This window comes from Streptomyces sp. NPDC089919 (assembly GCF_040684615.1).
Classification (GTDB): Bacteria; Actinomycetota; Actinomycetes; order Streptomycetales; family Streptomycetaceae; genus Streptomyces.
On sequence record NZ_JBFBGK010000075.1, the window covers coordinates 17,096 to 43,936 of the forward strand.

A 26,841-nucleotide genomic window follows, 5' to 3' on the forward strand; every position below is an offset into this window, starting at 1 on the left:
CGCGGATGTATCCGGCGATCATCACTTTAAGCGCGAAACGGGCATCCGGCGCGGTCGCCGGATGCCCGTTCGGTGTGCTCGTGCCGGACTCAGTCCTCGCTGCCCGCGCTCGGCAGCTTGGTCTGGATCAGGTCCATCACCGAGGAGTCGGTGAGGGTGGTGACGTCACCCAGCTCGCGGTTCTCCGCGACGTCCCGCAGCAGCCGGCGCATGATCTTGCCGGAACGCGTCTTGGGCAGCTCCGCCACCGGCAGGATCCGCTTGGGCTTGGCGATCGGGCCGAGGGTGGCGCCGACGTGGTTGCGCAGCTCCGCGACCAGGCCCTCGTCCTCGCTGGCGGTGCCGCGCAGGATGACGAAGGCGACGATCGCCTGGCCGGTGGTCTCGTCCGCGGCACCCACCACGGCCGCCTCGGCGACCGAGGGGTGCGAGACCAGCGCCGACTCGACCTCGGTGGTCGAGATGTTGTGGCCCGAGACGAGCATGACGTCGTCGACCCGGCCGAGCAGCCAGATGTCGCCGTCCTCGTCCTTCTTGGCGCCGTCGCCCGCGAAGTACTTGCCCTCGAAGCGGGACCAGTAGGTGTCCAGGAAGCGCTGGTCGTCGCCCCAGATGGTGCGCAGCATCGACGGCCACGGCTCGGTGAGGACCAGGTAGCCGCCCCCGCCGTTCGGGACCTCGTGGGCCTCGTCGTCCACGACGGTGGCGCTGATGCCGGGCAGCGCGCGCTGCGCGGAGCCGGGCTTGGTCTCCGTGACGCCGGGCAGCGGGGAGATCATCATCGCGCCGGTCTCGGTCTGCCACCAGGTGTCCACGATCGGGCAGCGGCCGCCGCCGATGTGCTCGCGGTACCAGACCCAGGCCTCGGGGTTGATGGGCTCGCCGACCGAGCCGAGCACCCGCAGGCTCGACAGGTCGAACTTGGCGGGGATGTCGTCGCCCCACTTCATGAACGTCCGGATGGCGGTGGGCGCCGTGTAGAGGATGGTGACCCCGTACTTCTGGACGATCTCCCAGAAGCGGCCCTGGTGCGGGGTGTCGGGGGTGCCCTCGTACATGACCTGGGTCGCGCCGTTGGCCAGCGGGCCGTAGACGATGTACGAGTGCCCGGTCACCCAGCCGATGTCGGCGGTGCACCAGTAGACGTCGCTCTCCGGCTTGAGGTCGAAGACGGCGTGGTGGGTGTACGCGGCCTGGGTCAGGTAGCCGCCGGAGGTGTGCAGGATGCCCTTGGGCTTACCCGTCGTCCCCGAGGTGTAGAGGATGAAGAGCGGGTGCTCGGCGTCGAAGGCCTCGGGGGCGTGCTCGGCGGACTGGCGGCCCACGAGCTCGTGCCACCACAGGTCCCGGCCCTCGGTGAAGGCGGTCTCCTGGCCGGTGCGCTGCACCACCAGCACGTGCTCCACCTGCGGGCACTTGCCCACGGCCTCGTCGATGGCCGGCTTGAGGGCGGTGGGCTTGCCGCGCCGGTAGCCGCCGTCGGCGGTGATGACCAGCTTGGCGTCGGCGTCCTGGATGCGGGAGGCGACGGCGTCGGCGGAGAAGCCGCCGAAGACCACGGAGTGCGCGGCGCCGACCCGGGCGCACGCCAGCATGGCGACGACCGCCTCGGGGATCATCGGCAGGTAGACGGCGACCCGGTCGCCGGCCCGCACGCCCAGCTCGGTCAGGGCGTTGGCGGCCTTGGAGACCTCGTCCTTGAGCTGCGCGTAGGTGATCTGGCGGCTGTCGCCCGGCTCGCCCTCGAAGTGGATGGCGACACGGTCGCCGAGTCCGGCCTCGACGTGCCGGTCGACGCAGTTGTACGCGACGTTGAGCTTGCCGTCCGCGAACCACTTCGCGAAGGGCGGGTTGCTCCAGTCCAGCGTCTCGGTGGGCTCCACGGCCCAGCTCAGCCGCCGGGCCTGGGTCGCCCAGAAGCCCAGCCTGTCCGCCGCGGCCTCTTCGTACGCCTGCGCCGTGACGTTGGCGCCCGCGGCCAGCTCGGCGGGCGGCGCGAAGCGCCGCTCCTCCTTGAGCAGGTTGGCCAGGCTTTCGTTGCTCACCGACATCTCCCTTTCCCAGGGTGTCCGTTGTGTCCCGGGTCATAGCTCATCAGCCCGCGGCCCCGGTGACAAGGGGCCACGGGAAATTGGTTTAGACCTATTTCCGGGCGCTGGGGCCCCTCCATGCGAGTGGCCCTCCCCGCTGCAGGGTGCGGGGAGGGCCATACGGTCTCACGTGCTGAGGGGGCGTTCGGTTCAGGCGGGGGCCTGTTCCAGTGCGGTTCGGCGCGGGATTGGCTCGATCACGTCGGTCGGATGACCGGGATCCACGCTCGCGAAGACGTGGCCCTCGATGCAGCCGTCCCCGTCGGTGAGCAGGTACGCCTGCGCCTCGCCGACGTGGAAGTACACGCCGTGCAGCTCCAGGGTGCCCTCCGCCAGTCGGCGGGCGACGGACTCGTGGGCGCGCAGGTGCTCCAGCTGCTGGACGACGTTGGTCAGGCAGAGCTGCTCCACCGCGTCGGCCGGCAGCCGGCCGGCGATCCGGGCCCAGGGGTGGTCCCGGCTGGCCATCCGGGCCAGGCTGGGCCGGCCGTGCCGCAGCCAGCGGTGCAGGGCGGTGGCCGGCGGGTCCTCCTGCGGGGTGGTCAGCAGGGCCTGCATCGCCCCGCAGCCGGAGTGGCCGCAGACCGTGATGCTGCTGACCTCCAGGACGTCCACGGCGTACTGGATGGCCGCCGCCACCGAGTCGTCCCCGGACTCGGCGCCCGGCCGCGGGACCAGGTTGCCGACGTTGCGGACGGTGAAGAGGTCGCCCGGGCCGCTGGCCGTGATCATGCTCGTGACCAGGCGGGAGTCGGCGCAGGTGAGGAAGAGCTGGGAGGGGCGCTGGCCCTCCCGGGCCAGCCGGGCCAGCTCGCCGCGCACCAGCGGGGCGGTGTCGCGCTGGAAGGCGCTGATGCCGGAGGCCAGTTGGCCGCCGACCGGGCGGGGCGCGGCGGCCGCCGCCGAGCGGTGCCGGCAGTGGTTCTGCACGGCGTGCCACGGGGTCCAGGGGCGGCAGCAGTGGTGCCCGCTCCGGCCGCCGCCCGAGCCCGCCACCGGCGCCCCGGCCCGGCCGGTGACCTCGACCCGGCCGCCGTGGGCGACCTGGGCGTCCTGCCAGTCCTGAAGGGTCTCGTAGGCGGCGTGGTCCATGAAGGAGCCGGCCAGCTCGACGACCACGTGGGCGTCCTGCGGGATGGCGTTGAGCTCGCGGCTGAGCCGGGGCACCGCCAGGAAGGTCAACTGGCCCCGGGCGCGCAGCCGGTGCACCCCGCCCTCCTGGGTGACGGTGATGCGGGTGCGGGCCAGCCGGTTGAGGGCCACCGCGACCGCGACCGCGATCCCGACGGCCACGCCGGTCAGGACCCCGCAGACCACCACGGCGGTGGTGGTCACCGCGTAGACCAGGAACTCGCGGTGCCGGGTGACGCTGCGCAGGTGGGTGATGCTGACCATCTGCACCCCGACCGCCAGCACCAGCGCGGCCAGCGCGGCCAGCGGGATCAGGTCGAGGACCGGGATCAGCAGGCCGGCCGCGAGCAGCACCCAGACGCCGTGCAGCACGGCCGAACGACGGCTGGTCGCCCCGGACTTCACGTTGGTGATGCTGCGCACCGCGCCGCCGGCGACCGGCAGCCCGCCGAGGGCGCCCGAGACCAGGTTGGCCAGGCCCTGGCCGCCCAGCTCGCGGTTGAGGGAGGCGCGCGGCGGCCGGGCCACGGCCGGCCGCTCGGCGGCGATCAGCTTGTCGGTGGCCACCGCGGAGAGCAGCGACTCGACGCTGCCGACCAGGGTCACCGCCACCACGGCGGCGACGATGCCGAGCACCGGTCCCTGGGGCAGCTCCGGCAGGGCGTGGCTGCGCCAGGAGGGCAGGTCCACGCGGGGCAGCCCGAGCCCCGCGAGCGCGGCGACGGCGGTCGCCAGGGTCACCGCGGCCAGCGCGGCCGGTGCCTTGCGCAGGACCCGGCCGGCCCGGCCGGGCAGCCGGGGCCAGGCCAGCAGGACGCCGAGGGTGAGCGCGCTGACGGCCAGCGCACCGGGGTGGAGGTCGGCCAACTGGGCGGGCAGTTCCAGGACGTTGGCCACCGCGGAGCTCTGCGGGGTGCCGCCGAGGACGATGTGCAGCTGGGCCACGACGATCGTCACGCCGATGCCCGCGAGCATGCCGTGCACGATGGCCGGACTGACCATCAGCGCGGTCCGGGCGGTGCGCAGCAGGGCCAGGCCCAGCTGGACCGCGCCGGCCAGCACCGTGATCGCGCAGGTGGTGCGCCAGCCGTAGCGCTGGATCAACTCGGCGGTGACGACCGTGAGTCCGGCCGAGGCGCCGCTCACCAGAAGCGGTGCGCCGCCGAACCGGCCGGCCACGATGCCGCCGGCCGCGGCGGCGACCAGCCCGGCCTGGAGCGGGGCGCCGGTGGCCAGGGCGATGCCGAGGGAGAGCGGCAGGGCGATCAGGAATACGGCGATCGATGCAGAAAAGTCGGACACGGTTCCCGTCTCCTCCGGGGCAGGGGGGTGAAGCGGCGGGAGCTCGGGCAGGGGGTGGGCCGAGACGAAGGGAGTATCAACGGTCGGTAAACGAATCGTAATGGAGAGTAAAGGCGTGTGGGGGATATGGGCCGCAATCGGGGGATCCATTCCTCCTGAAGAGTGAATAAGCATTTTGGTCGGCTTGTCATACTTTCTTCTCGGTCTTTCGCGTGGTGACGTTGCGACGCCCGCCGACCCGGCGGTGTCCCGTGCGAAGACCTGCAAGGAAGAGGGTGGGCGGATGGCCGCCTCGAAGAAGCTCGCCGGTGGTCTGGTCGCCACCGCCATGGCGCTGAGCGTCGCGGGCTGCAGCAGTTCCGGACCGGCCAAGAGCCCGGCCGGCAACCCCGGCGCCGCCCGGCACGGCGCGAAGCAGGGCGCCCAGGCCGCACCCGCGCCGGGCAGCGTGCTCCGGCTGATCGGCGACGGCTCGACCTCGTACACCGGCTCGCAGCCGAACGTACGGCTTCCCGAGAAGCTGGCGCCCGGCCAGAAGCCGCCGCAGTTCGTGGTGTTCTCCTGGGACGGCGCGGGGGAGGACAGCCAGCGGCTGTTCTCGCACTTCCGCGAGGTCGGCAAGCAGAACAACGCCCGCATGACGTACTTCCTCAGCGGCGTCTACATGCTCCCCGAGGAGAAGCGGAGCCTCTACACCGCGCCGAAGCACGACTCGGGCCTCTCCGACATCGGCTTCGGCGACCTCAAGGGCATCAAGGACACCGCCACCCAGGTCCGCGGCGCCTGGCTGGAGGGCAACGAGATCGGCACCCACTTCAACGGCCACTTCTGCGGCCCGGACGGCGGGGTCGGCACCTGGTCGGTCGACGAGTGGAAGAGCGAGATCAACCAGGCCAAGGCCTTCGTCAAGGGCTGGAAGACCAACTCGGGCCTCACGCACGAGAAGGCGCTGCCCTTCGACTACGACAAGGAGCTGATCGGGGCCCGCACCCCCTGTCTGGAGGGCCAGAAGAACTTCATGCTGGCGGCCAGGCAGATGGGCTTCCGCTACGACTCCAGCGGCATCAGCAAGCAGGTCTGGCCCCACAAGACCGAGGGCCTGTGGGACCTGCCGCTGCAACTCGTCCCGATGCCCGGCCGGGCCTTCGAGACGCTGTCGATGGACTACAACTACCTGGTCAACCAGTCGGGTACGACCACCCAGGGCGACCCGTCCCAGCACGAGTACTGGGGCGACCAGATGCGCGACGGCCTCCTGAAGGCCTTCGACCGGGCCTACCAGGGCAACCGGGCGCCGCTGATCATCGGCAACCACTTCGAGTCCTGGAACGGCGGCACCTACATGCGCGCCGTCGACGAGGTCATCAAGGGGGTCTGCTCGCAGAAGGACGTGCGCTGCGTGCCCTTCCGCGAACTCGCCGACTGGCTCGACGCCCAGGACCCGGCGACCCTGGAGAAGCTGCGGAACCTGGACGTGGGCCAGACGCCCAAGGAGGGCTGGCCCGCCTTCATGGCCAAGGCCCCGGCCGCCGCGCCGGCGGCCGGCACCGCGGGGATCAAGCCGGCTGCGGGGCAGCCGTCGCAGAAGAAGGCAGCGGAAGACTCAGAGGGCTGATCCCCTCCCCGTCACCCGTCCCCTCACCCGTCCCGTTGCCCGGGGCCTCGCGCAGGACGAAGCCGGGGTCGACCTGCTCCGCCAGGTCGGCCCCGGTCTTCGCGTTCCCCCAGCTCTCGGCGTTGCGGAGGTGGAAGTGGACCATCTGCCGGGTGTACCGCTCCCAGTCGCGCCGGTCGTACGCGCCGTCGGCCGCCTCGCGCAGGACGTCGAGGGCGGCGCGGTTCGGCTCCTCCAGCAGGTCGAAGCGGGGCGGACGGCCCTTCTCCATGGCGCGTACCCAGTCGGAGTGGCCGACCGTCACCAGCAGGTCCTCGCCCACCTCGGCGTGCAGGAAGTCCAGGTCGTCCTGGCCCTGCACCTTGTTGCCGACGACCTTGAGCGCGACCCCGAAGTCCCGGGCGTACTCCTTGTACTGGCGGTAGACCGAGACGCCCTTGCGGGTGGGCTCGGCGACCAGGAACGTCATGTCGAAGCGGGTGAACATGCCCGAGGCGAAGGAGTCCGAGCCGGCGGTCATGTCGACCACGACGTACTCCTCCCGCCCATCCACCAGGTGGTTCAGGCACAGCTCCACCGCGCCGACCTTGGAGTGGTAGCAGGCCACGCCCAGGTCCGACTCGGTGAACGGGCCGGTGGCCATCAGCCGGACCGGGCCCCCGTCGAGCTGCACGGTGCGGGCGCAGGCCTCGTACACCGGGTTGTCCTCGCGGACCCGCAGCAGCCGGGAGCCGGTGCCGGGCGGGGTGGTCTTGATCATCGAGTCGGCGGAGGCGATCCGCGGGTTGGAGCCCCGCAGGTACTCCTTGATGAGCGGCAGCCGGGCCCCCATGGCGGGCAGCGCGGCGGCCTCCTCCTCGGGGAGCCCGAGGGCGGCGCCCAGGTGCTGGTTGATGTCGGCGTCCACCGCGACGACGGGGAACTCGTGACGGGCGAGGTGGCGGATGAAGAGGGAGGAGAGCGTGGTCTTCCCGCTGCCGCCCTTTCCTACGAAAGCGATCTTCATGTTCACCAAGCGTAGTGGCTCGATCGCACGCAGTGGTCGAAGTGAGTGAAGAAGACCACTCCAAGGTGGGGTGGGTGCTATGGGTGCGTAGGCTCCCTACTTATGAGTACGTCTGCCGATCCGCTCGCCGCCCTGGCCGGCCTGCCCGGGGTCACCGAGTCCGTGGATTCCGTCCGCAAGGCCGTCGACCGGGTCTACGGACACCGGGTGATGCGCCGCCGCAGCGGGGAGATCACCGCCGAGGCGGCGCTGCGCGGGGCGCGCGGCAACGCGGCGCTGTCCGGGGCCGACTGGGCCCTCGAAGAGGTGCGCCGGCGCACCGACTTCGGCGCGGACGACGAGGCGCGCGCGGTCGGCGCGGCGCTGCGACTGGCGGCCGAGGCGGGGCAGTTGCTGAGCATCTGGCGGCAGTCGCCGCTGCGGGTGCTGGCGCGGCTGCACCTGGTGGCGGCCGGCGGTGCCGGGACCGACGAGCGGGACGCGATGATCGGCCGGCCCCGGCTGGCCGGCGAGCCGGTGGCCGAGCCGCTGGTGTCCTTCCCGCTGCCGGCCGCCGACGAGGTGGCCGGCCGGCTGGAGGGGCTGTCCGAGGTGATCATCGCGGGCGGTTCGGCGCCGGCGCTGGTGACGGCCGCGGTGGTGCACGGCGAGCTGATGGCGCTGCGTCCGTTCGGCTCGTACAACGGCCTGGTGGCGCGGACCGCGGAGCGGATCGTCATGATCAACAGCGGGCTGGACCCGAAGGGCGTCTGCCCGGGCGAGGTCGGTCACGCGGAGCTGGGCTCGGAGGCCTATCTGGCGGCGCTGGAGGGCTACCTCTCCGGCACGGCCGAGGGGATGGCCGCCTGGATCGCGCACTGCGGCCGGGCGATCGGGCTGGGTGCGCGCGAGTCCATGGCGGTCTGCGAGGCGCTTCAGCGGGGCGCGGCGTAGGGGCGGCGGCGCTGCCCGGGGCCCGGAAAAGGGTTGCGGCGACACCGTCCGACTCATGGTGTCGCCGCTGGCATTCCCGCCCAGTTACCAAGCGTCCTCGATAGTTGCCCATCAGGCCGGGAACTCTGCCCTCGCCTGGTGCGGCTGGCCCTTAATCGAAGGGTCGACGTCGCGTGGGTGCTCGGCGTTCATGCGTGCGGTCCGTGGGGCCTTCCTGCGTTCAAGATGATCCTCTCGGATGTCCTTGGTCTCGCGGGCCGTGAATCCTTTGTACCTCTGTCGGCAGAGAAGCGGAACCCCTGGCCCCGGTTCTTTACCTTTCCGGACGGGTCGGGATGAACCGGACACCGTGCGTCGGTGCAGGTCGGGCCGGGTGTCGGGGGGTTCGGGGCGGGGTCTCGGGAGGGGCTTGCGGTCCGGGCTCAGGCGCCCGACGCGGCGAGGGCGGCGCCGGCCCGGCGGCGGCTGGCGTACCAGACCAGGCCCGCGGTGGCCGCGGCCGCGCCGACGGCGGCCGCCGCGACCAGCGCCGGACGGGCCGTCATCGACAGTCCGGGCACCCGCTGCTTGAGCCGCACCGGCCGGTTGAAGACCAGGACCGGCCACTCGCGGGACAGCGCCTCGCGGCGCAGCGCCCGGTCCGGGTTGACCGCGTGCGGGTGGCCCACCGACTCGAGCATCGGGACGTCCGTGATGGAGTCGCTGTAGGCGTAGCACCGCGCGAGGTCGTACCCCTCGGACTCGGCCAACTGCCGTACCGCCTCGGCCTTGGTGGGGCCGTAGGCGTAGTACTCGATCTCGCCGGTGAAGCAGCCGTCCGCGCCGACGACCATGCGGGTGGCGACCACCCGGTCGGCGCCCAGCATCTCGCCGATCGGCTCCACCACCTCGGCACCGGAGGTCGAGACGATCACCACGTCCCGGCCCGCGGTGTGGTGCTCCTCGATCAGCGAGGCGGCCTCGTCGTAGATGATCGGGTCGATGAGGTCGTGCAGCGTCTCCGCCACGATCTCCTTGACCTGCTGGACGTTCCAGCCCTTGCAGAGGGCGGACAGGTACTCCCGCATCCGCTCCATCTGGTCGTGGTCGGCGCCGCCGGCCAGGAAGACGAACTGGGAGTACGCGGTCCGCAGGACGGCGCGGCGGTTGATGAGCCCGCCCTGGTAGAAGGACTTGCTGAAGGTGAGCGTGCTCGACTTCGCAATGACCGTCTTGTCCAGGTCGAAGAACGCGGCGGTGCGCGGCAAGGAGTGGTTTTCCACGCCCCGAGCATATGCGCCCACCATTCGGCGTAAGGTGTGGCGCGTGGGTTTGCCTGAGAAGGCTCTCGGGTACACCATGGAAGTCACGGATCGTTCGCGACCGTGCTAACCCGGTTCGACTCCTCCCCCCCCGAGTCGGACCGTGGGGACGACCCCCGCTCTCCCCCCCGGCGGGGGTCGTCGCATGTCCGGACGCATTTTCGTCCGTTCGCCCGACCCGGTGGGACCTCCTTTTCCCCTGGCCCGAGCGCGGCTCCGCGCGGCGGGGATCTCCTGCCTCCGGCCATTCCGTCACACTGCGTAGTCGATCCGGCGCGCTGTGAACTTACTGGAATGGGTGACGGAGTTATTCACAGGCACGAAGTCGTCCACAGTTTTCGAGCATGATCCCCGCGGATTTCCTGATCGTTGCACCGTGATTCCAGCCGCGAAGTACGCGGATGCGGGATTTGCAGTGAGAAGGGGGCGGAGATCGTGGCTGGGACGAAGTCGCGCGGGGCGCGGGTGTGGCCGGAGGGATCCGGGGCCGGTGAGCAGGGGGCCGGCGGCCCGCTGATCGTCACGGAGGACCCGGAGCTGCTGGACGACCTGCTGCGGCTGTGTGCGGCCGCAGGGGCGGAAGCCCGGGTGCATCACTCGGTGCCGGAGCAAAGCGGAGGGCCGCCAGGCGGGTTCGGTGCGGGCCTGGCCGCCTGGGAATCGGCTCCGCTGGTCCTCGTCGGGGACGACGCCGCCGCCCGGGTCCGGGGCGCGCCGCGCCGCGGCGGCCTGGTGCTGGTGGGGCGGGGCCCGGACGACCCGCTGCTGTGGCAGGCGGGGGTGGAGCTGGGGGCCGAGCGGGTGCTGCGGCTCCCGGAGTCGGAGGCCTGGCTGGTGGACCGCATCGCCGACGGCGCCGAGGGCGGCGGCCGGCCGGCCCTGGCGGTGGGGGTGATCGGCGGCCGCGGCGGGGCCGGGGCCTCGACCCTGGCGTGTGCGCTGGCCGTGGGCGCGGCCCGGGCGGGCGAGCGGGCCATGCTGATCGACGCCGACCCGCTGGGCGGCGGACTCGACGTCCTGCTCGGCGGGGAGCACGCCGAAGGCCTGCGCTGGCCGGACTTCGCCGGCTCCCGCGGCCGGGTGGGCGGCGGGGCGCTGGCCGACTCGCTGCCCGAGCTGCACGCCCTGCGGGTGCTGAGCTGGGACCGCGGGGAGCCGGTGGTGGTGCCGCCCGCCGCCATGCGGTCGGTGCTGGCGGCCGCCCGCAGGCGCGGCGGCGCGGTGGTGGTCGACCTGCCCCGGCGGCTCGACGAGGGCGTGGCCGAGGTGCTGGCCCAGCTGGACCTCACCCTGCTGGTGGTACCGGCCGAGGTCCGGGCGGTGGCGGCGGCGAGCCGGGTCGCGGCGGCCGCCCGGGGGATGGCCCGGGACCTGCGGATCGTGGTCCGGGGGCCCTGCCCGCCCGGGCTGGACGCGGAGGCCGTCGCCGGGCTGCTGGGGCTGCCGTTGGCCGGGGAGCTGCCCGTGGAGGCGGGGCTGGAGGCGGAGGGGGCGCAGCCGCCGGGGGTCCGGGCGCGGGGGCCGCTGGCGCGGTTCGCCGCCGGGTTCTGGCAGCGGGCGCTGGCCGGGGTGGGTGCGGGATGAGCGCCGGGCTGCTGGACGCGGTCCGGCTGCGGCTGGCGCAGAGCGGGGCGGAGCCGACCCCGGCGCGGGTGGCGGCGGCGCTGCGGGCCCAGGGGCGGCTCCTCGGGGACACCGAAGTGCTCGGCGCGGCCCGCGAGTTGCGCTCCGAGCTGGTGGGCGCGGGGCCGCTGGAGCCGCTGCTGGCCGATCCGGAGGTGACCGACGTCCTGGTGGCCGCACCCGACCGGGTGTGGGTGGACCGGGGTGGCGGGCTGGAGCTCACCGGGGTCGTCTTCGAGGACGCGGCGGCGGTGCGCCGGCTCGCCCAGCGGCTGGCCTCGGTCGCGGGCCGGCGGCTGGACGACGCCCGGCCGTGGATGGACGCCCGGCTGCCGGACGGCACCAGGGTCCACGCCGTCCTGCCGCCGGTGGCGGTGGGCTCGCCCTGCCTGTCGCTGCGGGTGGTGCGGCACCGGGCCTTCACCCTGGAGGAACTGGTCGCCGCGGGGACGGTGCCGCCGGGCGGGGCGCGGATCCTGCGGGCCCTGGTGGAGGCGCGGCTGTCGTTCGTGGTCTCCGGGGGCACCGGCTGCGGGAAGACCACCCTGCTGAGCTCGCTGCTGGGGCTGGTGGGGCCGGCGGAGCGGATCGTGCTCGCCGAGGACTCCGCGGAGCTGCGCCCCGACCATCCTCACGTGGTGCGCCTGGAGACCCGGCCGGCCAATCAGGAGGGCGCCGGGCTGGTGACCCTGGCCGACCTGGTCCGCCAGGCCCTGCGGATACGGCCGGACCGGCTGGTGGTGGGGGAGGTGCGGGGGCCCGAAGTGGCCGATCTGCTGGCCGCCTTGAACACCGGACACGAAGGCGGCTCGGGGACTGTCCACGCCAATGCCGCGGCGCACGTCCCGGCACGGCTGGAGGCCCTGGGTACCGCCGCGGGGCTGGACCGGGCGGCCCTGCACAGCCAGTTGGCGGCGGCCCTGTCGGTCGTGGTCCACCTGGCCCGGGACCGGACGGGCCGGCGGCGGGTGGCGGAGGTGCACGTCCTGGAGCGGGACCCGGCGGGGCTGGTGGTGACGGTGCCCGCGTTGCGGTGGGCGGCCCGGGGCTTCGTCCGGGAGCCGGGCTGGGAGCGGCTGGCGGCGATGTTGGGGGGTGCGGGGTGAGCGGGGTGGTCTGGGCGCCTGGGGCGGCTTGGGCGGCGGGGCTGGGGGCGGTGGCGGTGCTCTGGTCGGTGGCCGGGCGGGACGCGGCGCTGCTGCGGGCCCGCGGGGTGCTGGGGGCCGGGGTGCCGGATCCGCGGCCCTGGCGGCGCTGGGCGGCCGTCCTCGCCGGGCGGCGGGAGTGGGGCTGCCTGGGTGTGGGGCTGGTGCTGTCGTGGGCCGGCGGGTCGGTGCTGCCGCTGTGCGCGGCGGTGCCGGCCGTACCGGTGGCGCGGCGGTGGCTGCGGGCCCGGGACGCGGCGCGGGCCCGGGCGGTGCGGGTGGCCGAGGTCGTGTCCGTGTGTTCCGCCGTGGGGGCGGAGCTGCGCGCCGGGGCGCATCCGGGCCGGGCGCTGACGGCGGTGCTCCGGTCGGGCGGCGGGCGGCTCGGTGGGACGGACGCCGTGCTGGCCGCGGCGGCCTTCGGCGGGGACGTCGCCGGTGCGCTGCGGGCGGCGGCCCGCGAGCCGGGGGCGGCGGGGCTGGCCGGGATGGCGGCCTGCTGGCAGGTGTCGGTGGACGGCGGGGCGGGGCTGGCCGCCGGACTGGAGCGGCTGGAGCGGGGGTTGCGCGCCGAGCGGGACCAGAGCGAGTCGCTGCGGGCCCAGTTGTCCGGGGCCCGGGCCACCGCCGTGGTGCTGGCGCTGCTGCCCGGGGTGGGGTTGCTGCTGGGCACCGGGCTGGGGGCGGATCCGCTGCGCGTGCTGCTGCACACCCCGGCCGGCTTCGCCTGCCTGGCGGCGGGTGCCGGGGCGGAGGTGCTGGGGCTGTGCTGGGTACGGCGGATCGTCGGGGCGGCGGAGCGGTGAGGGCGGGGGAGTTCGTCCACAGCCTGGGGACAGCCGTGGCGCTCGCGCTGGTGGCGGGCTGCCTGCCGGTCCTGCTGGCCGGCGGGATGCGCGAGCGGGCGCTCCGGCAGCGGCTCGGGCGACTGCTGGGGCGGGCAGGGCCGGTGGGGCCGGAGCGGTGGCGGCCTCCAGGACTGGGGCGGGCGGGGCCGGGCGGGTCGGAGGGGTGGCGGCGGCCGCGGTTCCGGTGGGGCCGGACGGCTCCCGGGAGTGGCGACGCCCGGGAGGCGGCGCGGCAGCTGCCGTTCGCGGCGGACCTGCTGGCGGCCTGCCTGGCCGCCGGGGCCGGGCCGCGCGAGGCGGCCGAGGTGGTGGGCGAGGCCCTGGGCGGACCGGTGGGCGAGCGGCTGGCCCGGGCCGGTGCGGAGCTGCGGCTGGGTGGCGAACCGGGCGCGGCCTGGGGGCGGTTGGCCGAGCTGCCGGAGGCCCGGCCGCTGGCCGAGTGCCTGGCGCGGGCGGCCCGTACCGGCGCGCCGGCCGCGGATCCGGTCTCCCGGCTGGCGGCCGGGCTCCGGGAGGACCGGGCCCGCACCGCCACGGCCCGCGCCCAGCGCGCCGCCGTACTGATCACCGCCCCGGTGGGGCTGTGCTTCCTGCCCGCGTTCCTCGCGGTCGGGGTGGCCCCGGTGGTGATCGGCCTGGCGGCCGGGCTGCTGGGCGGCAGGTGAGGGACGCCCTCGACGGCCCGACGGGCGGCGGGGGCGGTGGAGAGGACGACGGCGGGACCGGCAACGGGCCGGTCGCGCGGGCGGGTTCGAGTTCAGGAGGAGGAGTGCGAGATGTGGATCTGGCGACGGGTGCGGGCGGCGACCACCGGTCATCGCGCGGAGGCGGGGATGACCACCTCCGAGTACGCCATGGGGACCATCGCGGCCTGTGCGTTCGCGGCGGTGCTCTACAAGGTGGTGACCAGCGACGTGGTGTCCGCGGCGCTGGCCTCGACCATCGGGAGGGCCCTCGATGTGCCGTTCTGAGCGGGTGTCCCGCTCCCGGGCGGGCCCCGGCCCCGGCGCCGACCGGGGGTTCGTGACGGCCGAGGCGGCCCTGGTGCTGCCGGCCCTGGTGCTCTTCGCGGCGCTCCTGGTGTGGGCGCTGATGGCGGCCGCCGATCAGATCCGGTGCGTGGACGCGGCCCGGGCCGGGGCCAGGGCGGCGGCCCGGTCGGAGCCCGAGGCGGCCGCGGTGGCCGCGGCCGCGGCGGCCGCGCCCTCCGGCGCCAGGGTCGAGCTGCACCGCGAGGGGGACCTGTGGCGGGTCCGGGTCACCGCCCCCGCCCCGGGCCCCGGGCTGCTGCCCGTACGGCTCGGAGCGACCGCCGTGGCCCTGACCGAGGAGATGCCGGCCGAGGAGATGCCGACCGAGGACGTGCCGAGCGGGGACGTGCCGAGCGGGGACGTGCCGAGCGGGGCGATGGCGAAGGAGGAGGTGGCGAAGGAGGAGGTGCCGGCCGGGGACGTGCCGAGCGGGGACGTGCCGGCGCCGGTGGGGCGGGCCGGGGGCGGGGCGTGGTGAGGCGGGAGCGGGGTTCGGCCACGGTGTGGGCGGTGCTGGCGGCCTGCGTGCTGTGCACGGTCTTCGGGGGCGTGCTCGTGCTGGGGCAGGTGGTGGTGGCCCGGCACCGGGCCGCCGGGGCCGCCGACCTGGCGGCGCTGGCCGCCGCGGGCGCCTGGACCCGCGGGGAGGAGGCCGCCTGCGCCGCCGCGCGGCGGGTGGCCCGGGCCCAGGGGGCCGAGCTCTCCCGGTGCGCCGCGGCCGGGGAGGTCGCCGAGGTGACCGCCCTGGTGCCGGTGGGCCCGTTCGGAGCCCGGGTCCGGTCGCGCGCGGGCCCCCAGGAGGCGGTCAGCCCTCCGGTGGCGCCGGGTCCTGGGGGGCCTGGGAGAGGAGCTGGGTGAGGAGGCGCAGGGCGCCGCGCTTGTGGAGGGGGTCGTTTCCGTTCCCGCACTTCGGGGACTGGATGCAGGACGGGCAGCCGGCCTCGCACTCGCAGGCGGCGATGGCCTCGCGGGTCGCGGTCAGCCACTGGCGGGCGGTGTGGAAGGCCCGCTCGGCGAAGCCCGCGCCGCCGGGGTGTCCGTCGTAGACGAAGACCGTCGGAAGGAGGGTGTCGGGATGCAGCGGCACGGACACGCCGCCGATGTCCCAGCGGTCGCAGGTGGCGAAGAGCGGCAGCAGGCCGATCGAGGCGTGTTCGGCGGCGTGCAGGGCCCCGCCCAGGATCTCGGGGTTGATCCGGGCGGCGTCGAGCTGGTCCTCGGTGACCGTCCACCACACGGCCCGGGTGCGCAGGGTGCGCGGCGGGAGGTCGAGCTTGGCCTCGCCCAGCACCTCGCCGGTGATCAGCTTGCGGCGCAGGTAGGAGACCACCTGGTTGGTGACCTCGACCGAGCCGAAGCAGAGCCGGGCGTCCCCCCAGGGGATCTCCTTCTCGGTCTCCAGCACGGAGATCGCGGTGGTGTCCCGGGCGGTGGTGGAGAAGGGCGGGCTGGCCTCCTCGACGAGCGCGGCGGAGTCCTCCAGGTCCAGGTGCTTCACGAGGTACGTGCGGCCCTGGTGGAGGTGGACGGCGCCCTCGTGGACGCTGGAGTGGGCGGCGGCCTCGTCCACGGTCCCGAGCAGCCGTCCGGTGGCGGCCTCCACGATCTGCACCGGTCGGCCGCCCCCGCCGCGGATGTCGGTGAGGTCCGAGGCGCGTTCCCGGCGCGTCCAGTGCCAGGCGGTGGCGCGGCGGCGCAGCAGCTTCGCGGCCTCCAGCTGCGGCAGCAGCTCCGTCGCGGCCGGGCCGAAGAGCGCCAGGTCAGGCTCGGTCAGCGGCAGCTCGGCGGCGGCCGCGCACAGGTGCGGGGCCAGCACGTAGGGGTTGTCCGGGTCCAGGACGGTCGCCTCGACGGGCTGCCGGAAGAGCGCGTCGGGGTGATGGACGAGATACGTGTCCAGCGGGTCGTCCCGGGCCACCAGCACCGCAAGCGCGCCCTGGCCCGAGCGGCCGGCCCGGCCGGCCTGCTGCCACAGCGAGGCCCGGGTGCCCGGGTAGCCGGCGATCAGGACGGCGTCCAGGCCGGAGACGTCCACGCCCAGCTCCAGGGCCGTGGTCGCGGCCAGTCCCAGCAGGTCGCCGGAGTGCAGGGCCCGCTCCAGGGCCCGGCGTTCCTCGGGCAGGTAGCCGCCCCGGTAGGCGGCGACCCGGCCGGGCAGTGAGCGGTCGACCTCGGCCAGCCGCTCCTGGGCGATCAGCGCGATCAGCTCGGCGCCGCGGCGGGAGCGGACGAAGGCCACCGTGCGGACGCCCTGGACGGCCAGGTCGGTCAGCAGGTCCGCGGTCTCGGCGGTGGCGGTGCGGCGTACCGGCGCGCCCTTCTCGCCCCGCATCTCGGTGAGCGGGGGCTCCCAGAGGGCGAAGACCACCTCGCCGCGCGGGGAGGCGTCGTCGGTGACCTCGGAGACCGGCAGGCCGGTCAGGCGGCTCGCCGCGACCGCCGGGTCACTGGCCGTGGCCGAGGCCAGGAGGAAGACCGGGTCGGCGCCGTAGCGGGCGCACAGGCGGCGCAGCCGCCGCAGGACCTGGGCGACGTGCGAGCCGAAGACGCCCCGGTAGGTGTGGCACTCGTCGATGACCACGTACCGCAGGGCGCGCAGGAAGGAGGACCAGCGCGGGTGCGACGGGAGGATCCCGCGGTGCAGCATGTCGGGATTGGTCAGCACGTAGTTGGCGTACTGGCGGACCCATTCGCGCTCCTCGACGGGGGTGTCCCCGTCGTACACGGCCGGCCGCACGGCGTTGCCGAGCGGCCCGGCGAGCTCCCGTACGGCGCGCCGCTGGTCGGCCGCGAGGGCCTTGGTGGGGGCCAGGTAGAGGGCGGTGGCGCCCCGGCCGTTGGGGGCCTCGGCGCCGTCCGCCAGGGCCGACAGCACGGGCACCAGGTAGGCCAGGGACTTGCCCGAGGCGGTGCCGGTGGCCACGACCACCGACTCGCCGTCCAGGGCCCGCTCGGCGGCCTCGGCCTGGTGCGCCCAGGGGTGCTCGATCCCGGCCGCCTGCACGGCCGCGACGACATCCGTTCGAATGCGGTCCGGCCAGACGGCATGACGGCCCTCCCGCGGGGGCAAGTGCTCCGTATGGGTGATGCGCGCAGCACGGCCCGGCCCCCTTGAGAGCCGGTCGAGAACCGTGCCGGGGGTGGGTCGTGAGTCCGCGGCCGCCGTGTGGTGTCCGGGGCGGTGAGTAGTGGCCATTGGAACTGAGTGTGTCACCGGCATGCGGGACAATAGGTCCGAAGGCGTCGTGCGCGCCTGCCGGTAAGTGATTGAATGCCATCGCGGCTGCCAATCCGTCCCCTACCTTCGGATGGGGAGGCCCCTGGGGGGCGCCGCTCGATAGCAAGGTGCTGGAGGATCCGTGGACCTGTCCCTGTCGACTCGCACTGTCGGCGACCGTACGGTCGTCGAGGTCGGTGGCGAGATTGATGTGTATACCGCGCCCAAGCTGCGCGAGCAGTTGGTCGAGTTGGTGAACGACGGCAGCTACCACCTGGTCGTCGACATGGAGCGGGTGGACTTCCTCGACTCCACCGGACTCGGCGTGCTGGTGGGCGGCCTCAAGCGCGTCCGCGCGCACGAGGGCTCCCTGCGCCTGGTCTGCAACCAGGAGCGCATTCTCAAGATCTTCCGAATCACCGGTCTGACCAAGGTGTTCCCGATCCACACCACGGTGGACGACGCGGTCAACGCCACCGACTGACGTCGTCCGGACCAAGGGCGGGGGCACCGGGTCGCGGACCCGTGCCCCCTGCCAGGCACGCCCGTACCTCCGAGGGGGACCGCATGGCCACCGTTGAACTCCGCTTCAGCGCCCAACCGGAGCACGTCCGGACGGCGCGGCTCGTCGCGGCCGCCGTGGCGCGCCGGGCCGGAGTCGAGGAGGCCGTGCTCGACGAGGTCAGGCTCGCCGTCGGCGAGGCCTGCTCGCGCGCCGTGGGGCTGCACCGGAGCGCCGGCCTGACCACCCCGGTCAGGGTCGTCCTGACCGACGAGGAGAAGCTCTTCTCCATCGAGGTCGCCGACGAGGTCCCGACCCCCGACGGCGGCGGTACCGAGCGGGCCGTGGGCGAGCCGGACCCCGACCTCGAGGACGACATGGGGCTCGCCGTGATCAGCGGGCTGGTCGACGACGTCGAGGTCTCCAGCGACGCCTCCGGGGGCGTGATCCGGATGAGCTGGCCGACTTCGGTCGCCGCCGACATCCCCTGAGGCACTTCCCGCACTCCCGAGATCCTTTTCCCCGACCGTCTCCCGTCGTATCGTCGGATGATTTTCAAGGCCCTGCTGAGCAGGGCCTTTTTCATTTCCCTAGATCATTGATCAGCCGTCAATGCTTTTGCCCCATTACCACTTTCGAGGGTAATGGCGTGACGCGATCATTTGCTGAGGAGCGAGAGCAGGCCAATTCCGTTTCCCGCGTACTGTTTTGATCGGGTGGCGCTCCCTACAATCCGTCCACATCTTTTGAGCTCTTCACGTCAAGGAGGACGAATGACGGGGCTCTTCACCCCTCACGAGCAAGCCGCCGGGCTCGCCGCAGCAGTACTCACGGATGACAACCGCATCATCGTGTACGTCATCGCGGCCGTGGCCCTGGCCGCGCTCGTGGTCGCCCAGCTCCTGGTGCGCCAGGTCCTCGCGGCCGACGAGGGCACCGAGAGCATGAAGAAGATCGCGGCCGCGGTCCAGGAAGGCGCCAACGCCTATCTGGGACGGCAGTTGCGCACGCTCGGCGCATTCGCGGTGATCGTGTTCTTCCTGCTCTTCATGCTGCCCGCGGACGACTGGTCGCAGCGGGCCGGACGTTCCGCATTCTTCCTCGTCGGCGCGATCTTCTCGGCGATCACCGGCTACATCGGGATGCGCCTGGCGGTCCGGGCGAATGTCCGTGTCGCCGCGGCCGCCCGGGAAGCCACGCCCGCGGAGGGAGAACCCGAAAAGGACCTCACCGCCGTCTCCCACAAGGCGATGAAGATCGCTTTCCGCACCGGCGGCGTGGTCGGAATGTTCACCGTCGGCCTCGGCCTGCTCGGCGCCTCCTGCGTCGTGCTCGTCTACGCCGCGGACGCACCCAAGGTGCTCGAGGGCTTCGGCCTCGGAGCCGCCCTCATCGCGATGTTCATGCGTGTCGGCGGCGGCATCTTCACCAAGGCCGCCGACGTCGGCGCCGACCTGGTCGGCAAGGTCGAGCAGGGCATTCCGGAGGACGATCCGCGCAATGCCGCGACCATCGCCGACAATGTGGGCGACAACGTCGGCGACTGCGCCGGAATGGCCGCCGACCTCTTCGAGTCCTACGCCGTCACCCTGGTCGCCGCGCTGATCCTGGGCAAGGCCGCCTTCGGCGACGCGGGCCTGGCCTTCCCGCTGATCGTCCCCGCCATCGGCGTCCTCACCGCCATGGTCGGCATCTTCGCGGTGGCCCCGCGCCGCACCGACCGCAGCGGCATGAGCGCCATCAACCGCGGCTTCTTCATCTCCGCGGTGATCTCCCTGGTCCTGGTCGGCGCGGCGGTCTACGCCTACCTGCCGGCCACCTACGCGGAGCTCAAGGGCGTCACCGAGGAGACGATCACCGGCCACGACGGCGACCCCCGGGTCCTCGCGCTGGTCGCGGTCGCCATCGGCATCGTGCTCGCCGCGCTGATCCAGCAGCTCACCGGCTACTTCACCGAGACCAACCGGCGTCCCGTCCGGGACATCGGCAAGTCCTCGCTCACCGGCCCCGCCACCGTCGTCCTGGCCGGCATCTCGGTGGGCCTGGAGTCCGCCGTCTACACCGCGCTGCTCATCGGTCTCGGCGTGTACGGGGCCTACCTGCTCGGCGGCGCCTCGATCATGCTGGCGCTCTTCGCGGTGGCCCTGGCCGGCACCGGCCTCCTCACCACCGTCGGCGTGATCGTCGCCATGGACACCTTCGGACCGGTCTCCGACAACGCCCAGGGCATCGCCGAGATGTCCGGGGACGTCGAGGGCGCCGGCGCCCGGGTGCTCACCGACCTCGACGCCGTCGGCAACACCACCAAGGCCATCACCAAGGGCATCGCCATCGCCACCGCCGTGCTGGCCGCCGCCGCGCTCTTCGGCTCGTACCGGGACGCCATCGCCAACGCGGTCAAGGACGTCGGCGCCAAGAGCGGCGAGATGGGCCTCAGCCTGGACATCTCGCAGCCCAACAACCTGGTCGGGCTGATCCTCGGCGCGGCGGTGGTCTTCCTCTTCTCGGGGCTGGCGATCAACGCGGTCTCCCGGTCCGCCGGGGCCGTGGTCTACGAGGTGCGCCGCCAGTTCCGCGAGCACCCCGGGATCATGGACTACTCGGAGAAGCCCGAGTACGGCCGCGTGGTCGACATCTGCACCAAGGACGCCCTGCGCGAGCTGGCCACCCCCGGCCTGCTGGCCGTGATGGCGCCCATCGCGGTCGGGTTCACCCTCGGCGTCGGCGCCCTCGGCTCCTACCTCGCCGGGGCCATCGGCTGCGGCACCCTGATGGCGGTCTTCCTGGCCAACTCCGGCGGCGCCTGGGACAACGCCAAGAAGCTCGTCGAGGACGGCCACCACGGCGGCAAGGGCAGCGACGCCCACGCCGCCACCGTCATCGGCGACACCGTCGGCGACCCCTTCAAGGACACCGCGGGCCCGGCCATCAACCCGCTGCTCAAGGTCATGAACCTGGTCGCGCTGCTGATCGCCCCGGCCGTCGTGCAGTTCAGCTACGGCGACGACGCGAACGCCGGGATCCGCGCGGTGATCGCGGTCCTCGCGATCATCGTGATCGTCGGCGCGGTGTACCTCTCCAAGCGGCGGGGCATCGCCGTGGGCGAGGACGGCGCCGGCACGGCGGAGCGGGTGGCGCAGTCCGCCGACCCGGCGGTGGTCTCCTCGTAACCAAGCCCTCTTGAGGGCCGGGTCAACTGGCGGGCGGACGGTGCGCGATGACGCGCCGTCCGCCCGCTTCGCGTTCGAGGGGCTGGTCCGGGGTGTATGTTCCGGGGCCGAGAGCCTTGGAAGGGACCGATCCGGTGAACAAGAAGCTTGCGGCCGCACTGTCCGGCGGTGCCGTACTCGTACTCGCGCTGTCCGGCTGTGGCGACGACGGCGACAAGAAGGTCAACGACTGGGCCAAGAAGGTCTGCGACCAGGTGCAGCCGCAGGTCAAGAAGATCGAGGACGCCAACGCCGCGATCCAGAAGGAGACCACCGACCAGAGCAAGGCCGACGTGGTCCAGAAGACCGACTCCACGGCCTTCCAGTCGATGTCCGACGCCTACAAGGCGATGGGCGCAGCCGTCACCGGCGCCGGCGAACCGCCGGTCAAGGACGGCAAGAAGACCGCGGACGACGCGGTCGCCGAACTGAACGGCATCGCGAAGTCCTACGCCGACCTGAAGGCCCGGGTCGACGGCCTCGACCCCAAGGACCAGGCCAAGTTCGCCGACGGCCTCAAGGGCATCGCCACCGAGCTGGACAAGCTCGGCAAGAGCGGCAACGACGCCCTGACGAAGCTTCAGTCCGGCGAGCTCGGCAAGGCGATGAAGAACCAGAAGAGCTGCCAGCGCACCGAGCAGCCCGCCCCCGCCGCGAGCTGAGGCCGGCCCGCCCCGGCGGCGTACGGGCGGTCGGCGCGGGCCGGCCCCGCGGGTCGTACGGATTGTCGGCGGGAGCGGACACAATGGTCGGGTGAGTACCAGCAGCCTGCCCTCGCCCGACCACGCGGCCTCCCTCCGCGCCGCCCTGCTCTCCGCCGGTTTCACCGCGGACGGGCTGCTCGACCTGCTCGGCGCCCCCGCGTACGCCGCGCTGGCCCGCAGCGAGACGGTGCCCGCGGTCCGGGCCACCCGGGGCGACGGCCCGCTCGCCGCGCTGGTGCGGCTCTTCCTGCTCCAGCAGCCCGTCGACCGGGACCGGGCCGCGGCCGCCCTGCCGCTGGCCGAGGCGCTGGCCGACGGCTGGCTCGCCGAGGCCGGCGCGGACCAGGTGCGCGCCCTGGTCGACGTCCGGCCGTACGGCGGTCCGGACGGCGAGGACTGGTTCATCGTCTCCGACCTGGGCTGCGCCGTCGGCGGGGCCGGGGGCATCGGCAGCCAGGAGGAGGGCGTGGTCCTCGGTGTGGGCGGCGCCTCCACCACCCTGGCCGGCATCACCGTCCGCGGGCCGGTCGGCTCGGCGCTGGACCTGGGCACCGGCTCCGGCATCCAGGCGCTGCACGCCGCCCAGCACGCCACCCGCGTCACGGCCACCGACGTCAACCCGCGCGCCCTGGACTTCACCCGGCTCACGCTCGCCCTGTCCGGCGCGCCCGAGGCCGAGCTGCTGACCGGCTCGCTCTTCGAGCCGGTCGGCGACGCGACGTACGACCTGATCGTCTCCAACCCGCCCTTCGTCATCTCGCCGGGCGCCCGGCTGACGTACCGGGACGGCGGCATGGGCGGCGACGACCTGTGCCGCACGCTGGTGCAGCAGGCCGGCAGCCACCTGAATCCGGGCGGATACGCGCAGTTTCTGGCCAACTGGCAGCACGTCGAGGGCGAGGACTGGCACGACCGGCTGCGCTCCTGGGTGCCGGCCGGCTGCGACGCCTGGATCATCCAGCGCGAGGTCCAGGACGTCACCCAGTACGCCGAGCTGTGGCTGCGGGACGCGGGCGACCACCGCACCGACCCGGCCGATTACGCGCACCGCTACGAGCAGTGGCTCGACGAGTTCGAGGCGCGCAAGACCAAGGCCGTGGGCTTCGGCTGGATCACCCTGCGCCGGACGGACGCCGCCGAGCCCTCGATCGTGGTGGAGGAATGGCCCCACCCGGTGGAACAGCCGCTGGGGGACACCGTCAGGGCCCACTTCGAACGTCAGGACTACCTGCGGGTCCACGACGACGCGGCCCTCCTCGAAGGTCACTTCCGGATCGTCGAGGAAGTGGTCCAGGAGCAGGTCGGGATGCCCGGCGCGGAGGATCCGGAGCACGTCGTCCTGCGCCAGAACCGCGGGATGCGGCGGGCCACCAAGGTCGACACGGTCGGCGCGGGCTTCGCCGGCGTGTGTGACGGCTCACTGAGCGCGGGCCGGATCCTGGACGCGATCGCCCAGCTGGTCCAGGAGGACCCGGTGGTGCTCCGCGACCGCACCCCCGAGTCGATCAGGCTGCTCGTGGAACAAGGATTCCTGGAGCCCGCGGACCGCCCGGACGGCGGTACGAACTGAGTTCACCCGGGGTTCGCCGACCGTATCCCGGGGAATGCCAGGCTCCCGCGCAGGGGAAGGGAGCAGGCCATGGAGAGCGCACCGGGGATCTTCGCGGGAGCGGTGTTCACGCTGTTCGGAGCGGGGATGCTGCTCTGGACGGGGGCGCGGGTGCGGCACCGCGCGCCGGTCGCGGAGGGCGTGCGCCCCGCGGTCGCGGTGCCCCTCGCGGTGCTCGCCGGGGCGCTCTCCCTGGCCCTCGGGGTGTGGTGCTTCGGGCGGCTGTGACGACGCCGCTCCGGGAGGGTCCGGCGGCATCCGGGCGGCAGGAATGGCACTAGTCGGGTTACCGTTCGAGTGGCCGTTGCGGGCTTGTGCCGTTTGACACGGGGGCGGGTTGTACCGTCACACTCCGCAGCGTCGCCGTACTGCGACCGAGTGCCGACCGGAGAGAAGAGCCAAGTTGTCCCCGACTAGCGAGACCGCAAAGGGCGGCCGCCGACTCGTCATCGTCGAGTCCCCTGCCAAGGCGAAGACGATCAAGGGCTACCTCGGCCCGGGGTACGTCGTCGAGGCGAGCGTCGGGCACATCCGCGACCTCCCGAACGGCGCCGCGGAGGTGCCGGAGAAGTACACGGGCGAGGTGCGCCGGCTCGGCGTGGACGTCGAACACGACTTCCAGCCGATCTACGTCGTCAACGCCGACAAGAAGGCCCAGGTCCGCAAGCTCAAGGAGCTGCTGGCCGAATCCGACGAGCTCTTCCTCGCCACCGATGAGGACCGCGAGGGCGAGGCCATCGCGTGGCACCTCCAGGAAGTCCTCAAGCCCAAGGTCCCCGTCCACCGGATGGTCTTCCACGAGATCACCAAGGACGCCATCCGCGACGCCGTGGCCAACCCGCGCGAGCTCAACCAGCGCATGGTCGACGCCCAGGAGACCCGCCGCATCCTCGACCGCCTCTACGGCTACGAGGTCTCGCCGGTCCTGTGGAAGAAGGTCATGCCGCGCCTGTCGGCCGGCCGCGTGCAGTCGGTGGCCACCCGCCTCGTCGTCGAGCGAGAGCGCGAGCGCATCGCCTTCCGCTCCGCCGAGTACTGGGACCTGACCGGCACCTTCTCCACCGGCCGGGCCGGGGACGCCTCCGACCCATCCTCGCTGGTCGCGCGGCTGAACTCGGTCGACGGCAAGCGCGTGGCCCAGGGTCGCGACTTCGGCTCCACCGGACAGCTCAAGAGCGAGGTGCTGCACCTCGACGAGGCGAACGCCCGGGCGCTCGCCGCCGCGCTGGAGCAGACCTCCTTCGCGGTCCGCTCGGTCGAGTCCAAGCCGTACCGCCGGTCGCCCTACGCTCCGTTCCGTACCACCACGCTCCAGCAGGAGGCCTCGCGCAAGCTCGGCTTCGGTGCGAAGGCGACCATGCAGGTGGCGCAGAAGCTGTACGAGAACGGCTTCATCACCTACATGCGTACGGACTCCACGACCCTGTCCGACACCGCCGTCTCGGCGGCCCGGGCGCAGGTCACCCAGCTCTACGGCGCCGACTACCTGCCGGAGAAGCCGCGCGTCTACGCGGGCAAGGTCAAGAACGCCCAGGAGGCGCACGAGGCGATCCGCCCCTCGGGTGATCGTTTCCGCACCCCCGCCGAGACCGGTCTGACCGGTGACCAGTTCCGGCTCTACGAGCTGATCTGGAAGCGGACCGTCGCCTCCCAGATGAAGGACGCGGTCGGCAACAGCGTCACCGTCAAGATCGGCGGCACCGCCGCGGACGGCCGGGACGCCGAGTTCAGCGCCTCCGGCAAGACCATCACCTTCCACGGCTTCATGAAGGCGTACGTCGAGGGCGCGGACGACCCGAACGCCGAGCTCGACGACCGCGAGCGGCGGCTGCCGCAGGTCGCCGAGGGCGATGCGCTGAGCGCGCAGGAGATCACCGCGGACGGCCACGCCACCAAGCCGCCGGCCCGCTACACCGAGGCCTCGCTGGTCAAGGAGCTCGAAGAGCGCGAGATCGGCCGCCCCTCGACCTACGCGTCGATCATCGGCACGATCCTGGACCGCGGCTACGTCTTCAAGAAGGGCACGGCCCTGGTGCCGTCCTTCCTCTCCTTCGCCGTGGTCAACCTCCTGGAGAAGCACTTCGGCCGGCTGGTCGACTACGACTTCACCGCCAAGATGGAGGACGACCTCGACCGCATCGCGCGGGGCGAGGCCCAGTCGGTGCCGTGGCTGAAGCGTTTCTACTTCGGCGAGGGCGGCGAGGACGCGGGCGTGGCGTCCGCCGCGGGCAACGGCGACGGCGACCACCTCGGCGGCCTCAAGGAGCTCGTCACCGACCTCGGCGCGATCGACGCCCGGGAGATCTCCTCCTTCCCGGTCGGCGAGGGCGTCGTCCTGCGGGTCGGCCGCTACGGTCCCTACGTCGAGCGCGGCGAGAAGGACGCGGAGGGCCACCAGCGCGCCGACGTGCCCGACGACCTGGCGCCCGACGAGCTGACGGTCGCCTACGCCGAGGAGCTGTTCGCCAAGCCCAGCGGCGAGTTCGAGCTGGGCCAGGACCCGGTCTCGGGCAACCAGATCATCGCCAAGGACGGGCGCTACGGCCCGTACGTGACGGAGGTCCTGCCCGAGGGCACGCCGAAGACCGGCAAGAACGCCGTGAAGCCGCGGACCGCCTCGCTCTTCAAGACGATGACGCTGGACACGGTCACGCTGGAGGAAGCCCTCAAGCTGATGTCGCTGCCGCGGGTCGTCGGCGCGGACGCCGAGGGCGTGGAGATCACCGCGCAGAACGGCCGCTACGGCCCGTACCTGAAGAAGGGCACGGACTCGCGCTCCCTGGAGACCGAGGACCAGCTCTTCACCATCACCCTGGACGAGGCGCTGGCGATCTACGCCCAGCCCAAGCAGCGCGGGCGGGCCGCCGCCAAGCCGCCGCTGAAGGAGCTGGGCACCGACCCGGTCAGCGAGCGCCCGGTGGTGGTCAAGGACGGCCGCTTCGGCCCGTACGTCACGGACGGCGAGACCAACGCCACCCTGCGCCGGGACGACGACGTCGAGACCATCACGCCCGAGCGGGGCTACGAGCTGCTCGCCGAGAAGCGTGCCAAGGGCCCCGCGAAGAAGACGGCGAAGAAGGCCCCGGCCAAGAAGACGGCGGCCAAGAAGACCGCCGCCAAGAAGACGACCACGGCCACCGCGGCCAAGAAGACCGCCGCGAAGAAGACCACGACGACCAAGACGGCCGCCAAGAAGACGACGGCAGCTGCCAAGAAGACGGCAGCGGCCCCGGCGGGCGGCACGGACGAGTAACCCCGTCCGGCCGGTCCCGGTACGCGCAGGGCCCCTGGGAGCAGATGCTCCCGGGGGCTTTCGCGTGCCGGGGTCCGGGGCGGACCCCGCCGTCTCCTTACCAGCCCCGCTGGGGGCACCTCCCGGCGGTAGCTGGGGGAGTTTGAGGCGACCGTCGCGGAGCGGCGGTGCGAGCCCGGGCTGCGCCCGGCATACCCAGCCCCGCCGGCGATTGAGGCGACCGTCGCGGAGCGGCGGTGCGGGGGCTCCGGGGGCGGCCGCCCACCGGTTTCGGGAAGGGGCGGGGTGGGGCTGGCTCCGCGCAGCGGCCGGGCACGGGCCC

19 protein-coding genes and 2 pseudogenes are annotated in these 26,841 nt (G+C 73.3%); 16 read left to right on the top strand and 5 right to left on the bottom strand.

Annotation, left to right across the window (positions count from 1 at the left end):
• Positions 1-89 precede the first annotated feature (89 nt).
• Positions 90-2,045, bottom strand: coding sequence for an acetate--CoA ligase (acs, locus tag AB0O40_RS26070; protein WP_365046410.1), 1,956 nt, complete (start codon positions 2,043-2,045; stop codon positions 90-92).
• 195 nt (positions 2,046-2,240) lie between these two features.
• Positions 2,241-4,574, bottom strand: coding sequence for a SulP family inorganic anion transporter (locus AB0O40_RS26075; RefSeq protein ID WP_365046459.1), 2,334 nt, complete (start codon positions 4,572-4,574; stop codon positions 2,241-2,243).
• A gap of 232 nt (positions 4,575-4,806) precedes the next feature.
• Here AB0O40_RS26075 and AB0O40_RS26080 point away from each other — a divergent pair, with 232 nt between their 5' ends.
• Entirely contained in the window at positions 4,807-6,138 is a 1,332-nt protein-coding gene (locus AB0O40_RS26080; RefSeq protein ID WP_365046413.1) for a hypothetical protein, read from the top strand.
• On the opposite strand, the gene AB0O40_RS26085 is transcribed toward AB0O40_RS26080, so the two are convergent.
• Positions 6,080-7,144 (bottom strand): ATP-binding protein, encoded by a 1,065-nt coding sequence (locus AB0O40_RS26085; protein ID WP_365046416.1) that lies wholly within the window; start codon positions 7,142-7,144, stop codon positions 6,080-6,082. The two genes, AB0O40_RS26080 and AB0O40_RS26085, sit on opposite strands and share 59 nt — an antisense overlap.
• 102 nt (positions 7,145-7,246) lie before the next feature.
• On the opposite strand from AB0O40_RS26085, the gene AB0O40_RS26090 reads away from it, so the two are divergent.
• Entirely contained in the window at positions 7,247-8,077 is an 831-nt protein-coding gene (locus AB0O40_RS26090) for an oxidoreductase (RefSeq protein WP_365046419.1), read from the top strand.
• Between the two features lie 422 nt (positions 8,078-8,499).
• Here the strand turns inward: AB0O40_RS26090 and AB0O40_RS26095 are convergent, their stop codons facing one another.
• On the bottom strand, positions 8,500-9,363 hold the full coding sequence (locus AB0O40_RS26095; RefSeq protein WP_365046422.1) for an HAD-IB family hydrolase: 864 nt from the start codon (positions 9,361-9,363) through the stop codon (positions 8,500-8,502).
• Positions 9,364-9,843: 480 nt separating this feature from the next.
• Between AB0O40_RS26095 and ssd the strand changes: the two genes are divergently transcribed.
• From ssd to AB0O40_RS26130, 7 genes and pseudogenes are all read left to right on the top strand, one after another.
• Positions 9,844-10,962 carry a septum site-determining protein Ssd gene (ssd, locus tag AB0O40_RS26100; protein WP_365046461.1) on the top strand — a complete coding sequence of 373 codons (1,119 nt, stop codon included), beginning with the start codon at positions 9,844-9,846 and terminating at the stop codon, positions 10,960-10,962.
• Complete coding sequence (locus tag AB0O40_RS26105) at positions 10,959-12,107, top strand: TadA family conjugal transfer-associated ATPase (protein WP_365046425.1); 1,149 nt, start codon at positions 10,959-10,961, stop codon at positions 12,105-12,107. The genes ssd and AB0O40_RS26105 overlap by 4 nt, the downstream gene beginning before the upstream one ends.
• A gap of 5 nt (positions 12,108-12,112) precedes the next feature.
• Positions 12,113-12,952: a type II secretion system F family protein gene (locus tag AB0O40_RS26110; protein ID WP_365046428.1), complete on the top strand. Its 840-nt coding sequence runs from the start codon at positions 12,113-12,115 to the stop codon at positions 12,950-12,952.
• Positions 12,913-13,659, top strand: coding sequence for a type II secretion system F family protein (locus tag AB0O40_RS26115; RefSeq protein WP_365046431.1), 747 nt, complete (start codon positions 12,913-12,915; stop codon positions 13,657-13,659). Before AB0O40_RS26110 ends, AB0O40_RS26115 begins: the two co-directional genes overlap by 40 nt.
• A gap of 111 nt (positions 13,660-13,770) precedes the next feature.
• Positions 13,771-13,965, top strand: coding sequence for a DUF4244 domain-containing protein (locus tag AB0O40_RS26120; protein WP_365046434.1), 195 nt, complete (start codon positions 13,771-13,773; stop codon positions 13,963-13,965).
• Positions 13,952-14,326, top strand: a pseudogene (locus tag AB0O40_RS26125) (TadE family type IV pilus minor pilin); the annotation flags it as partial. The gene AB0O40_RS26120 and the pseudogene AB0O40_RS26125, both read left to right, overlap by 14 nt.
• Before the next feature lie 170 nt (positions 14,327-14,496).
• Positions 14,497-14,883, top strand: a complete 387-nt coding sequence (locus tag AB0O40_RS26130) for an Rv3654c family TadE-like protein (RefSeq protein ID WP_365046437.1) — start codon at positions 14,497-14,499, stop codon at positions 14,881-14,883.
• On the opposite strand, the pseudogene AB0O40_RS26135 reads toward AB0O40_RS26130, so the two are convergent.
• A pseudogene (locus AB0O40_RS26135) lies at positions 14,831-17,303 on the bottom strand (DEAD/DEAH box helicase). The gene AB0O40_RS26130 and the pseudogene AB0O40_RS26135 sit on opposite strands and share 53 nt — an antisense overlap.
• An 81-nt stretch (positions 17,304-17,384) precedes the next feature.
• Here AB0O40_RS26135 and bldG point away from each other — a divergent pair.
• The 7 genes from bldG (at position 17,385) to topA (ending at position 26,519) form a co-directional block, all read left to right on the top strand.
• Positions 17,385-17,726 carry an anti-sigma factor antagonist BldG gene (gene bldG / locus AB0O40_RS26140; RefSeq protein ID WP_030028781.1) on the top strand — a complete coding sequence of 114 codons (342 nt, stop codon included), beginning with the start codon at positions 17,385-17,387 and terminating at the stop codon, positions 17,724-17,726.
• Between the two features lie 83 nt (positions 17,727-17,809).
• A complete protein-coding gene (locus tag AB0O40_RS26145) occupies positions 17,810-18,235 on the top strand; it encodes an ATP-binding protein (protein WP_365046441.1) in 426 nt (141 codons plus the stop codon).
• A 282-nt stretch (positions 18,236-18,517) separates the two neighbouring features.
• Positions 18,518-20,914, top strand: a complete 2,397-nt coding sequence (locus AB0O40_RS26150) for a sodium-translocating pyrophosphatase (RefSeq protein ID WP_365046443.1) — start codon at positions 18,518-18,520, stop codon at positions 20,912-20,914.
• A 134-nt stretch (positions 20,915-21,048) separates the two neighbouring features.
• Entirely contained in the window at positions 21,049-21,615 is a 567-nt protein-coding gene (locus AB0O40_RS26155; protein ID WP_365046445.1) for a small secreted protein, read from the top strand.
• 91 nt (positions 21,616-21,706) lie between these two features.
• On the top strand, positions 21,707-23,227 hold the full coding sequence (locus AB0O40_RS26160) for a class I SAM-dependent methyltransferase (protein ID WP_365046447.1): 1,521 nt from the start codon (positions 21,707-21,709) through the stop codon (positions 23,225-23,227).
• A gap of 69 nt (positions 23,228-23,296) precedes the next feature.
• Complete coding sequence (locus AB0O40_RS26165) at positions 23,297-23,494, top strand: hypothetical protein (RefSeq protein WP_365046450.1); 198 nt, start codon at positions 23,297-23,299, stop codon at positions 23,492-23,494.
• Positions 23,495-23,669: 175 nt separating this feature from the next.
• Positions 23,670-26,519: a type I DNA topoisomerase gene (gene topA, locus AB0O40_RS26170; RefSeq protein ID WP_365046451.1), complete on the top strand. Its 2,850-nt coding sequence runs from the start codon at positions 23,670-23,672 to the stop codon at positions 26,517-26,519.
• Positions 26,520-26,841: the final 322 nt, after the last annotated feature.

What these genes read in the sequence shown, in the direction of transcription:
- AB0O40_RS26105 (WP_365046425.1), top strand. Translation starts at nt 10,959, where the DNA reads ATGAGCGCCGGGCTGCTGGACGCGGTCCGGCTGCGGCTGGCGCAGAGC.
- AB0O40_RS26080 (WP_365046413.1), top strand. Translation starts at nt 4,807, where the DNA reads ATGGCCGCCTCGAAGAAGCTCGCCGGTGGTCTGGTCGCCACCGCCATG.
- AB0O40_RS26095 (WP_365046422.1), bottom strand. Translation starts at nt 9,363, where the DNA reads ATGGTGGGCGCATATGCTCGGGGCGTGGAAAACCACTCCTTGCCGCGC.
- AB0O40_RS26165 (WP_365046450.1), top strand. Translation starts at nt 23,297, where the DNA reads ATGGAGAGCGCACCGGGGATCTTCGCGGGAGCGGTGTTCACGCTGTTC.
- AB0O40_RS26145 (WP_365046441.1), top strand. Translation starts at nt 17,810, where the DNA reads ATGGCCACCGTTGAACTCCGCTTCAGCGCCCAACCGGAGCACGTCCGG.
- AB0O40_RS26085 (WP_365046416.1), bottom strand. Translation starts at nt 7,144, where the DNA reads ATGAAGATCGCTTTCGTAGGAAAGGGCGGCAGCGGGAAGACCACGCTC.
- AB0O40_RS26150 (WP_365046443.1), top strand. Translation starts at nt 18,518, where the DNA reads ATGACGGGGCTCTTCACCCCTCACGAGCAAGCCGCCGGGCTCGCCGCA.
- AB0O40_RS26090 (WP_365046419.1), top strand. Translation starts at nt 7,247, where the DNA reads ATGAGTACGTCTGCCGATCCGCTCGCCGCCCTGGCCGGCCTGCCCGGG.
- AB0O40_RS26120 (WP_365046434.1), top strand. Translation starts at nt 13,771, where the DNA reads ATGTGGATCTGGCGACGGGTGCGGGCGGCGACCACCGGTCATCGCGCG.